The 11,119-nt window shown below is 70.6% G+C and carries 12 protein-coding genes; 10 read left to right on the plus strand and 2 right to left on the minus strand.

Going from position 1 to position 11,119, the window contains the following annotated elements; translation table 11 throughout:
• Nucleotides 1-174: 174 nt before the first annotated feature.
• The gene (locus AX737_RS05355) at nucleotides 175-1,146 is read right to left on the minus strand and encodes a polyprenyl synthetase family protein (protein ID WP_066919603.1); all 972 of its coding nucleotides are present in this window, start codon (nucleotides 1,144-1,146) and stop codon (nucleotides 175-177) included.
• 141 nt (nucleotides 1,147-1,287) lie between these two features.
• On the opposite strand from AX737_RS05355, the gene mtgA reads away from it, so the two are divergent.
• Nucleotides 1,288-1,950 carry a monofunctional biosynthetic peptidoglycan transglycosylase gene (gene mtgA, locus AX737_RS05360; protein WP_238230452.1) on the plus strand — a complete coding sequence of 221 codons (663 nt, stop codon included), beginning with the start codon at nucleotides 1,288-1,290 and terminating at the stop codon, nucleotides 1,948-1,950.
• Nucleotides 1,951-2,032: 82 nt separating this feature from the next.
• Nucleotides 2,033-2,605, plus strand: a complete 573-nt coding sequence (locus AX737_RS05365) for a hypothetical protein (protein WP_066919623.1) — start codon at nucleotides 2,033-2,035, stop codon at nucleotides 2,603-2,605.
• A gap of 42 nt (nucleotides 2,606-2,647) precedes the next feature.
• Here AX737_RS05365 and AX737_RS05370 read toward each other — a convergent pair whose 3' ends face one another.
• Nucleotides 2,648-3,886 carry an argininosuccinate synthase gene (locus AX737_RS05370; RefSeq protein ID WP_066919605.1) on the minus strand — a complete coding sequence of 413 codons (1,239 nt, stop codon included), beginning with the start codon at nucleotides 3,884-3,886 and terminating at the stop codon, nucleotides 2,648-2,650.
• Nucleotides 3,887-4,085: 199 nt separating this feature from the next.
• On the opposite strand from AX737_RS05370, the gene AX737_RS05375 reads away from it, so the two are divergent.
• The 8 genes from AX737_RS05375 (at nucleotide 4,086) to AX737_RS05405 (ending at nucleotide 11,082) form a co-directional block, all read left to right on the plus strand.
• Complete coding sequence (locus tag AX737_RS05375) at nucleotides 4,086-4,712, plus strand: 2-hydroxychromene-2-carboxylate isomerase (RefSeq protein ID WP_066919607.1); 627 nt, start codon at nucleotides 4,086-4,088, stop codon at nucleotides 4,710-4,712.
• An 84-nt stretch (nucleotides 4,713-4,796) separates the two neighbouring features.
• Nucleotides 4,797-5,483, plus strand: coding sequence for a DsbA family protein (locus tag AX737_RS05380; RefSeq protein WP_066919609.1), 687 nt, complete (start codon nucleotides 4,797-4,799; stop codon nucleotides 5,481-5,483).
• A 100-nt stretch (nucleotides 5,484-5,583) separates the two neighbouring features.
• Nucleotides 5,584-5,712, plus strand: a complete 129-nt coding sequence (locus tag AX737_RS36955; RefSeq protein ID WP_280949058.1) for a hypothetical protein — start codon at nucleotides 5,584-5,586, stop codon at nucleotides 5,710-5,712.
• Nucleotides 5,713-5,937: 225 nt separating this feature from the next.
• A complete protein-coding gene (locus AX737_RS05385; protein WP_066919611.1) occupies nucleotides 5,938-6,510 on the plus strand; it encodes a F0F1 ATP synthase subunit delta in 573 nt (190 codons plus the stop codon).
• A gap of 57 nt (nucleotides 6,511-6,567) precedes the next feature.
• Nucleotides 6,568-8,097, plus strand: a complete 1,530-nt coding sequence (gene atpA / locus AX737_RS05390; protein ID WP_066919613.1) for a F0F1 ATP synthase subunit alpha — start codon at nucleotides 6,568-6,570, stop codon at nucleotides 8,095-8,097.
• Nucleotides 8,098-8,170: 73 nt separating this feature from the next.
• A complete protein-coding gene (locus AX737_RS05395) occupies nucleotides 8,171-9,052 on the plus strand; it encodes a F0F1 ATP synthase subunit gamma (RefSeq protein ID WP_066919615.1) in 882 nt (293 codons plus the stop codon).
• A 67-nt stretch (nucleotides 9,053-9,119) separates the two neighbouring features.
• Nucleotides 9,120-10,580 (plus strand): F0F1 ATP synthase subunit beta, encoded by a 1,461-nt coding sequence (gene atpD, locus AX737_RS05400; protein ID WP_066919617.1) that lies wholly within the window; start codon nucleotides 9,120-9,122, stop codon nucleotides 10,578-10,580.
• Nucleotides 10,581-10,680: 100 nt separating this feature from the next.
• Nucleotides 10,681-11,082, plus strand: coding sequence for a F0F1 ATP synthase subunit epsilon (locus tag AX737_RS05405; protein WP_066919619.1), 402 nt, complete (start codon nucleotides 10,681-10,683; stop codon nucleotides 11,080-11,082).
• The last annotated feature ends 37 nt before the right edge of the window (nucleotides 11,083-11,119 follow it).

The following is an 11,119-nucleotide window of genomic DNA, read 5'->3' on the forward strand; positions in this document are numbered from 1 at the left end:
CCGTAGAGTTCTCATCCCTCACCCCAACCCTCTCCCGCACGGGAGAGGGGGCGCGGCGCGGTTCGGGCGCAATCCGAGACGGGTTGCCGCCATATGCGATCGCCCTGCTCATAGGGAGAGGGGGCCGCGTCGCGGCTCCGTCGCCGTTCGGTCTGAGCCGGGACAGCGAAGTCCTCAGGCCTTGCGCGCCACCGTGAAGCGGGCGGCGTCGCGCAGCGTCTGCGCCCGTTCGCCCCAGCGCGCCACCGCCTCGTCGCAGACCCCGACCAGCCGGTCGCACTCGGCCCGCGCGCCGTCGAGGCCGAGGCGATCGACGAGCGTCGCCTTGCCGGCGTCCTTGTCCTTGCCGGTGGCCTTGCCCATCGCCTCCGGCGAGGCCTCCCGGTCGAGGATGTCGTCGGCGATCTGGAAGGCCTGGCCCAGCGCCACGCCGTAGCGCAGCAGCGCCGCGCGCTCGTCGGCGCTCGCCCCACCCACGATGGCCCCGGCCTCGACCGAGAAGGCCAGGATCGCGCCGGTCTTCATCGCCTGCATGCGCAGGGTGTCGTCCACGTCGAGGGAGACGGGCCCGAAGCGGCCCTCCGCCGCGAGGTCGAGGAGCTGGCCGCCCACCATGCCGCCGAGGCCCGAGGCCTTGGCGAGGCCGAGCACGAGGTCGGCGCGGATGCCCGCATCCGCCTGCCATTGCGGGTCGGCGGTGATCTCGAAGGCCAGCGTCTGGAGCGCGTCGCCGACGAGGATCGCGGTGGCCTCGTCGTAGGCCTTGTGCACGGTCGGCTTGCCGCGGCGCATGTCGTCGTTGTCCATCGCCGGCATGTCGTCGTGGACGAGCGAGTAGCAGTGGACGAGCTCGACCCCCGCGCCCGCCGCCATGGCCCCGGCCTCCGGGCCGCCGAGCATGCGGGCGGTCTCGACCGTCAGGAACGGGCGCAGGCGCTTGCCGCCGCCGAGCACCGCGTGGCGCATCGCCTCCATCAGCCGCGCGGGCCGCGCGATCTCGCCGGGGCGGACCTCGCCGTCGAGGAGATCGACCATGAAGCGCTCGACCTCGCCCGCCACCGTGGCAAGCTTGTGGGTAAACGCGTCCGGGGTCCCGGCAACCTTGACCGATTCGGGCGTCGCCTGCGTTGAGGAGGTGGAGGTCATGGTCACGTGGCCTTGGGGAGGGTGAGTCGCGTCGCTGTGCGGGCGGAGGAGAACGGAGTCGAGCCCCGCCGGCCGGCGGCGACTGCGCAGGAGCGGCCGTTGAGGCGACGGGCGGCGACGCGCCGGACGGGTCCGGGCGGCCTGCGCCGGCTCGTCGGGCTCGTCCTGCTCGTCCCGGCCATCGGGCTCGTCCTCGTGCTCGCGCTGGGGCTCGTCTATAGCGCGGTGACGCCGCCCTCAACCCTGATGCTTGGCCGTTGGCTGACGCTGCAACCGGTGGCTCGCGAGGCCGTGCCGCTCTCGGGAATCTCCCCGAACCTCGTCCAGGCGGTGATGACGTCGGAGGACCAGCGCTTCTGCCTGCATCACGGCGTCGATCTCGGGGCCCTCCGGGACGTGGTGGAGGACGAGGAGGGTCCGAGCCGCGGCGCCTCCACCATCGCGATGCAGACGGTGAAGAACGTCTTCCTCTGGCCCGGCCGCTCCTACGTCCGCAAGGCGCTGGAGATCCCGCTGGCGGCGGCCTTCGACGCGCTCTGGGGCAAGCGGCGCATGATGGAGGTCTACCTGAACGTCGCGGAGTGGGGCGACGGGATCTACGGCGCGCAGGCGGCGGCGCGGCACTGGTTCGGCAAGGACGCGCGGGCCCTGACCCGCCAGGAGGCGGCGCTGATGGCCGCCGCCCTGCCGAACCCGATCCTGCGCAGCGCCGGCAAGCCCTCGCGCACCGTGCGGGCGATCGCGGGCCGGATCCAGGCCCGGACGGGGCAGGTCGAGGGATTGATGGGCTGCCTGCGGGGCTGACGCCGTCGCGGGCGTGAGGGTCCGGCGGGGGCAGGACAGCGCCGGGAAATCGGCTATGGAGGCCCGACGCAAGGAGAGCCCGATGCCCGAGACCGAGATCACCCTGGAGCGGATCGCCCTGATCCGCCGCCTCGTGGTGGCCTGGAACCCGCAAGGACACGGCGCGCCGATGATCCACCCGGACGCCCCTTACGGCAGCACCGACCGCGACGGCGACATCGCCAACGTCACGGGCGACGACGAGGGCGCGGAGGAGGAGCACCGCGCGGTCGGCGCGGCGCTCGCGGCCTTCGTGCGGCACGCCACGCTCAAGCCGGGGCGCTTCACCTACCACAACCCGCTGGTGAAGCTCGATCCGGCCCGCACCGGCGACGTCTTCCGCGATGCGGGCGGTGCGTCGCCGGAGCAGATCACGTTCGACGTGGACGGGGCGCATCTCGCGCTGGTCCGGCATCTGGCCGTGCTGTGGGACGAGGGCCGGGCGGTGCCGTTCGTCGATCCGGCCGCGCCCTACGGGGACGCGGATCTCGCCGGCTCGATGGCGCGGATCGTGGGTGGATCGACGGAGGATGCGGGTCGCCTGCACCACGCGATGCAGCCGGCCCTGCAGATCTTCCTGCGCTACGCCGACATCGCGCCGGGGGATTACGCGTAGCGCGCGATCTCCCTCCCCCTCTGCAGGGGAGGGTGGATCAGCTCAGCCCTCGCGCTTCTTGCGCTGGGCGAGCGTGCGCAGCCGAAGCGCGTTGAGCTTGATGAAGCCCGCGGCATCCCGGTGATCGTAGGCGACCGCACCCTCCTCGAAGGTGACGAGGTCCTGGTCGTAGAGCGAGTTCGGGCTCTCCCGGCCGATCACGTGGACGCCACCCTTGTAGAGCTTCAGCCGCACGCTGCCGGTCACCTTCTCCTGACTCCTGTCGATGAGCGCCTGGAGCATCTCGCGCTCGGGGCTGAACCAGAAGCCGTTGTAGATCAGCTCCGCGTATTGCGGCATCAGCTGGTCCTTCAGGTGCGCCGCGCCGCGGTCGAGGGTGATCGACTCGATGGCGCGGTGGGCCGGCAGCAGGATGGTGCCGCCGGGCGTCTCGTACATGCCGCGGCTCTTCATGCCGACGAAGCGGTTCTCGACGAGGTCGAGGCGGCCGATGCCGTTGGCCCGGCCGAGTTCGTTCAGCTTGGCGAGCAGCGAGGCCGGCGAGAGTTTCTCCCCGTCGATCGAGACCGCGTCGCCCCGCTCGAAGCCGATGGTGATCACGGTCGGCTGGTCCGGCGCCTCCTCCGGCGAGAGGGTGCGCGAGTAGACGTAGTCCGGCACCTCGACGGCCGGATCCTCCAGCACCTTGCCCTCCGAGGAGGCGTGCAGAAGGTTGGCATCGACCGAGAACGGGCTCTCGCCGCGCTTGTCCTTGGCGATCGGGATCTGGTGCTGCTCGGCAAACGCGATCAGCTGCTCGCGCGAGCGCAGGTCCCACTCGCGCCAGGGGGCGATCACGGTGACGTCGGGCTTGAGCGCGTAGTAGCCGAGCTCGAACCGGACCTGATCGTTGCCCTTGCCGGTGGCGCCGTGGCAGACCGCGTCCGCCCCGACCTTCTCGGCGATCTCGATCTGCTTCTTGGCGATGAGCGGCCGGGCGATCGAGGTGCCGAGCAGGTAGACGCCCTCGTAGACGGCGTTGGCGCGGAACATCGGGAAGACGTAGTCCCGCACGAACTCCTCGCGCAGGTCCTCGATGTAGATGTTCTCCGGCCGGATGCCGAGCAGCTCCGCCTTCCGGCGGGCCGGCTCCAGCTCCTCGCCCTGGCCGAGGTCGGCCGTGAACGTCACCACCTCGCAGCCGTAGGTGGTCTGCAGCCATTTCAGGATGATCGAGGTGTCGAGGCCGCCGGAATAGGCCAGCACGACCTTCTTCACGGGCTTCTGGTCGGGAGCGGACATCGGGGGGTTCCGGAGCGGGAGGGCAGGGGTCGCGGGCGGCTTATCGCGCGGACCCTCGGGCTGCAACCGGCGTGCCGGCCGGGGCGTTCGACCTGCAGCGCTGCCGCCCCATCTCAAGGTTCGGGTGCCGCGCCGCCGCCCCCGCGCGACGGCTCGGCGCTTGCATTTCCCGGTTCCTCCGTACGGAGACGCGTTCCCCATGGCCCGCCAGCCGACGATCGAGTTCTGGTACGAGTTCGCCTCGACCTACTCCTACCTCGCCGCCATGCGCATCGAGGCTGCGGCGGCCGAGGCGGGCGTCGCGGTGCGCTGGCGGCCCTTCCTGCTCGGCCCGATCTTCGCCGCCCAAGGGTGGACGACCTCGCCCTTCAACCTGTTCCCGGCCAAGGGCCGCAACATGTGGCGCGACCTTGCGCGCGAGGCGGCCCGCTACGGGCTTCCCCCGGTGACGCGCCCCGATCCCTTCCCGCAGAACAGCCTCTCGGCCACCCGCGCGGCGATCCTCGGGCAGGGCGAGGACTGGCTGATCCCCTTCACGCAGGCCGTCTTCCGCGCGAGCTTCGCGGAAGGACGCTCGATCGCCGAGCCCGCTTCCGTGATCGCGATCCTGGATTCGCTCGGGCTCGACGGCACCCAGCTCCTCAAGGCCGCGAGCGCGGAGGCCAACAAGACCCGGCTGCGGGTGGCGGGCGAGGAGGCGCGCTCGCGAGGGATCTACGGAGCGCCGAGCTTCCTGACCGAGGACGGCGAGCTGTTCTGGGGCAACGACCGGCTGGAGCAGGCGCTGGCCTGGGCGGTCGGGGAGCGCCCGCCCGGCCTGCTCTGACGGCCCCGGTTCCGCCGGGAAGCCTGTCCATCTCGGTCAGGCGCCGCTAGAAGGCCGGCGCCCCGAGAGACGGAACCCGACCCGATGCGCCCGACCCGCCGCCACCTTCTCTCGGCCTTCGTCGGCGCGGGCCTCGCGCCCGGCGCCGGCCTCGCCCAATCCTACGGCCAGCGCGTCGCGGTCGAGAACGACGAGGGCAAGGCGGTCGCCAACGCGATCCTGCCCGGCGAGATCACCGGCCAGATCCCGGCTCTGCGCGGCGTCACCTACGCGGGGCCGCGCGAGGCCGAGACCGCGCTCTACGAGTTCTTCGACTTCAACTGCCCCTGGTGCCGCAAGGCCGCCGCCGACGTCGTCTCGCTCCACACCAGCGACGCGGCCCTGCGGGTCGGGCTCGTGCACAACCCGATCCTCTCGCCGCAATCCGCCCAGGCCGCCAAGGTGATGCTCGCCGTCCAGCGCCGCCTCGGCTCGGCGGTGGCCTGGGACTTCTACCGCACGCTGCTCGGCCGGCCCGGCCGGATCGACGGCCCGGCGGCGCTGGCGCTCGCCGGCACCCTTGGCGCGCCGGCCAGCGAGATCGAGGCGGTCGCCGACAGCGACGAGGTGCGGCTGGCGCTCAAGAGCCACATGCGCATGGCCGCCGATCTCGGGCTCTACGCCACGCCCTCCTACGTCCTCGGAAACGCCGGGATCCTCGGTCATCCGGGAGCCCGCTCGCTCGCCCGGATGATCGCCAGCACCCGGCGCTGCGACCGGCTCGCCTGCTGAGCCGGGTCCCGCGCCAGGTCAGCCTCCGGAAAGGATCGGTCCCCATCCTGGCCGCGCCCGGACCCGGATTCGCCGGGCGGCACGGACCTGTGGACAAACAATGCACGCCCTCACCGCCCAGCTCCTCTGCATGGTCGCCGCCGTCATCTTGGGCGTGCTCGTGGCCGAGATGATCGAGACCCCGATCCGCACCTGGGCCAGCCGCCTCGCCGCCGGACTGCGCCGCTGAGGCAGAACGCCCGTCCGACCCGCCGCGCCGCCGCCACCCGATCGCGAGCGTCGCTCGCCTTGCGTGCCACCGTGTTGCCATGCTAGGCGGTCGCCGCGCCGGGCAGGGGTCTCTATGCCCCCGGTTTCCCGGGACAATCCCATTTCCCGCGGCCGTCCTTCCGAACCCCGTCGCGGGCCCGGATCCAGGGACGAAACCGCGGGCAAGGCAAAGAGAGAGCGGCGGGTGGCGCAGAACGGTTCCGAGGCAGGTCCCCTCGTCGCGGGCATGGCAGGCCGCTACGCCTCCGCCCTGTTCGAACTGGCCCGAGACGAGCGCCAGCTCGACGAGGTCGCCGCCGGTCTCGACCGGTTCGACGCGCTGCTCAAGGAGAGCGCGGACCTGCGCCGCCTCGTGAAGAGCCCCGTCTTCACCGCCGAGCAGCAGGCCGCCGCCATCGGCGCCGTGATCGAGAAGGCCGGCGTCACGGGGCTCGCCGCGAACTTCATCCGGCTCACCGCCGCGAACCGCCGCCTGTTCGCGCTGCCCGGGATGATCACCGCCTTCCGCGCCCTCGTGCAGGAATCGAAGGGCATCGTCCGCGCCGAGGTGCGCGTGGCGGAGAAGCCCTCCGACGCGGTGCTGGAGGAGATCAAGGCCTCCTTGCGCGACATCGCCAAGGCCGAGGTCGCGGTCGATCTCCACGTCGATCCCAGCCTGATCGGCGGCCTCGTCGTGAAGATGGGCTCGCGCATGGTCGACGCCTCGCTCCGCACGAAGCTCAACGGCATCCGCCTCGCGATGCGCGAAGCCCGGTAAGACCGGCGCACCGCATCCGACACCGACACTGAACAGATCCAGACAAGAGGCCCGACGATGGACATCCGCGCCGCCGAGATCTCCGCGATCCTGAAAGAGCAGATCAAGAACTTCGGCGAGGAGGCCGAGGTCTCCGAGGTCGGGCAGGTCCTGTCCGTCGGCGACGGCATCGCCCGCGCCTACGGCCTCGACAACGTCCAGGCCGGCGAGATGGTCGAGTTCGAGTCGGGCGTGCGCGGCATGGCGCTCAACCTCGAGCAGGACAACGTCGGCATCGTGATCTTCGGCTCCGACCGCGAGATCAAGGAAGGCCAGACCGTCAAGCGCACCGGCGCCATCGTGGACGTGCCCGTCGGCAAGGGCCTGCTCGGCCGCGTCGTCGACGCGCTCGGCAACCCGATCGACGGCAAGGGCCCGATCCAGTCGACCGAGCGCCGCCGCGTCGACGTGAAGGCCCCGGGCATCATCCCGCGCAAGTCCGTGCACGAGCCGATGGCCACCGGCCTCAAGGCGATCGACGCGCTCATCCCGGTCGGCCGCGGCCAGCGCGAGCTGATCATCGGCGACCGCCAGACCGGCAAGACCGCGATCGCGCTCGACACGATCCTCAACCAGAAGCCCGCCCACCAGGGCAGCGACGAGAAGGCCAAGCTCTTCTGCATCTACGTCGCCGTGGGTCAGAAGCGCTCGACGGTCGCCCAGTTCGTGAAGGTGCTGGAGGACCAGGGGGCGCTCGAGTACTCGATCGTCATCGCGGCCACCGCCTCGGACGCCGCCCCGATGCAGTTCATCGCGCCGTTCGCCGGCTGCGCCATGGGCGAGTACTTCCGCGACAACGGCATGCACGCCGTGATCGTGTACGACGACCTCTCGAAGCAGGCGGTGGCCTACCGCCAGATGTCGCTGCTGCTGCGCCGCCCGCCGGGCCGCGAGGCGTATCCCGGCGACGTGTTCTACCTCCACTCGCGCCTGCTGGAGCGCGCCGCCAAGATGGGCGACGCCGCCGGCAACGGCTCGCTGACCGCGCTGCCGGTCATCGAGACCCAGGCCAACGACGTCTCGGCCTACATCCCGACCAACGTGATCTCGATCACCGACGGCCAGATCTTCCTCGAGACCGACCTGTTCTACCAGGGCATCCGCCCGGCGGTGAACGTCGGCCTCTCGGTCTCGCGGGTGGGCTCCTCGGCCCAGACCAAGGCGATGAAGAAGGTCGCCGGCAAGATCAAGGGCGAGCTGGCGCAGTACCGCGAGATGGCGGCCTTCGCGCAGTTCGGCTCCGACCTCGACGCCTCGACCCAGCAGCTCCTGAACCGCGGCTCGCGGCTCACCGAGCTCCTGAAGCAGCCGCAATTCTCGCCGCTGAAGATGGAGGAGCAGGTCGCGGTGATCTACGCCGGCGTTAACGGCTACCTCGACAAGCTGCCCGTGGCGAAGGTGCGTCCCTTCGAGGACCAGCTGCTCTCGACGCTCCGCTCGAAGCACCAGGACCTGCTCGACGCCATCGGCACCTCGAAGGACCTCTCGGACGACAACGCCGCGAAGCTGAAGAGCGTCGTCGAGTCCGTCGCCAAGAGCGTCGCGTAAGCGCACGGCATCAACTGCGGGGGCACCCTCGGGCGCCCCCGCCTCTGGCCCTTGAGACCACCGGACCGCTTCGATGCCGAGTTTGAAGGACCTGCGGAACCGCATCACCTCGGTGAAGGCGACGCAGAAGATCACCAAGGCCATGCAGATGGTCGCCGCCGCCAAGCTGCGGCGCGCCCAGATGGCCGCCGAGAACGGCCGTCCCTACGCCGAGAAGATGGCCGCGGTGCTCGGCAACCTCGCGGGCAACCTCGTCGGCGGCGTCGGCGCCCCGCGCCTGCTCTCGGGCACCGGCCAGGACCGGGTGCACCTGCTCGTGGTCTGCACCGGCGACCGGGGTCTGGCCGGCGCCTTCAACTCCTCGATCGCGCGCCTCGCCCGCGACCACGCCAACCGGCTGATGGCCGAGGGCAAGACCGTGAAGATCATCACGGTCGGCAAGAAGGGCCTCGACGTCCTGCGCCGCCAGTTCCGCGAGCAGATCATCGCCTCGCGCGACATCCGCGGCAACCGGCCGGTGGACTACGAGTTCGCCGCCGAGATCGCCGACGACATCCTCTCGCGCTTCGAGGCGGGCGAGTTCGACGTCGCGACCTTGTTCTACGCCGAGTTCCGCTCGGTGATCTCGCAGATCCCGACCGCGCAGAAGATCATCCCGGCCGAGCTGCCGCAGGCCCAGACCAAGGGCGCCGGGGCCGACGCGGCGCTCGAGTTCGAGCCCGACGAGGAGTCCATCCTCGACGCGCTGCTGCCGAAGAACCTCACGGTGCAGATCTTCCGCGCACTCCTGGAGAACGCCGCCTCCGAGCAGGGCGCGCGCATGAGCGCCATGGACTCCGCCACCCGCAACGCCGGCGAGATGATCAAGAAGCAGACGCTGATCTACAACCGCACGCGTCAGGCCATGATCACCAAGGAACTCATCGAGATCATCTCGGGCGCCGAGGCGCTCTGATCGTCACGACAATCCCGAGCGCGCCGCGCGCGCTCCCGTCCGCAACAGAATCGAAGGGTCCGCACACATGGCCAGCACCGCTCTCCCCGGCACCGGCTCCAACAAGGTCGGCAAGATCACCCAGGTCATCGGTCCCGTCGTCGACGTGCAGTTCGACGGCCACCTGCCGGAGATCCTGAACGCGCTCGAGACCAAGAACAACGGCGCCCGCCTCGTGCTCGAGGTGGCCCAGCAGCTCGGCGAGAACACCGTCCGCTGCATCGCGATGGACACCTCCGAGGGCCTGACCCGCGGCCAGGAGTGCACCGATACCGGCGAGCCCATCAAGGTGCCGGTCGGCATGAACACGCTCGGCCGCATCATGAACGTCATCGGCGAGCCGATCGACGAGGCCGGCCCGGTCGTCACCGACACCTACCGCGCCATCCACCAGCCGGCCCCGGCCTACGACGAGCAGTCGACCGAGGCGCAGATCCTCGTCACCGGCATCAAGGTGGTGGACCTGCTCGCCCCCTACGCCAAGGGCGGCAAGATCGGCCTGTTCGGCGGCGCCGGCGTCGGCAAGACCGTGCTGATCATGGAGCTGATCAACAACATCGCGAAGGTGCACTCGGGCTACTCGGTCTTCGCCGGCGTCGGCGAGCGCACCCGCGAGGGCAACGATCTCTACCACGAGATGATCGAGTCCAACGTCAACAAGAACCCGAAGGAGAACAACGGCTCGGCCGAGGGCTCCAAGTGCGCCCTGGTCTACGGCCAGATGAACGAGTCGCCCGGCGCCCGCTCGCGCGTCGCGCTCACCGGCCTGACCATCGCGGAGCAGTTCCGCGACGAGGGCCAGGACGTGCTCTTCTTCGTCGACAACATCTTCCGCTTCACGCAGGCGGGCTCCGAGGTGTCGGCGCTTCTCGGCCGCATCCCTTCGGCGGTGGGCTACCAGCCGACGCTCGCCACCGACATGGGCGCCCTGCAGGAGCGCATCACCACCACCACCAAGGGCTCGATCACCTCGGTGCAGGCCATCTACGTGCCGGCCGACGACCTGACCGACCCGGCGCCGGCCGCCTCGTTCGCCCACCTCGACGCCACGACCGTGCTCTCGCGCTCGATCGCCGAGAAGGGCATCTACCCGGCGGTGGATCCGCTCGACTCGACCTCGCGCATGCTCTCGCCGACGATCCTCGGGGAGGAGCACTACTCGGTCGCCCGCCGCGTCCAGCAGACCCTGCAGCGCTACAAGGCGCTCCAGGACATTATCGCGATCCTGGGCATGGACGAGCTGTCCGAGGAGGACAAGCTGACGGTGGCCCGCGCCCGCAAGATCGAGCGCTTCTTCTCGCAGCCCTTCTCGGTGGCCGAGGTGTTCACCGGCTCGCCCGGCAAGCAGGTCGCGCTGGAAGACACCATCAAGGGCTTCAAGGGCCTCGTGAACGGCGACTACGACGACCTCCCCGAGGCCGCCTTCTACATGGTCGGCACCATCGAGGAGGCCCAGGAGAAGGCCAAGAAGCTGAAGGCCGCCGCCTAAGGCCGTCCTGCCCCTCCCGCTCTCCGGGGAGGGGCGCTCTATCGGCTCCGGCCCGCGCGCGGGCCGGGCAAGCCTCTCGGATCCGGGAACAGTTCAGGCGATGGCCACCTTCCACTTCGATTTCGTCGGCCCCGAGCGGTCGCTGTATTCCGGCGAGGTCGAGTCGGTGCAGCTGCCCGGCTCGGAGGGCGAGATGACCGTCCTGCCCGGGCACGCCCCGGTGCTGACCACCCTGCGGGTCGGCGTCATCGTGGTCACCGAGTCCCAGGGCAGCGGCAAGCGCATCTACGTGCGCGGCGGCTTCGCCGATGTCGGCCCGACCAGCGTCACGGTGCTCGCCGAGCGCGCCGCGCCGATCGAGGAGCTGACGCCGGAATCGATCGACCGCGACATCGAGGCGGCCCAGCTCGCCCACGACGCGACCGAGGACCAGCAGAAGCGCCAGGAGCTGAACGCGCAGATCGTGCAGCTGCAGGAGACCAAGACCCTGCTGCGGCTCTGATCCGTCCCCCCGAACGGCGGCCTCCGATCGCAGGCCC

Origin of the sequence: Methylobacterium sp. CCH5-D2 (assembly GCF_001556475.1) — a bacterium.
GTDB classification, from domain to species: domain Bacteria; phylum Pseudomonadota; class Alphaproteobacteria; order Rhizobiales; family Beijerinckiaceae; genus Methylobacterium; species Methylobacterium hispanicum.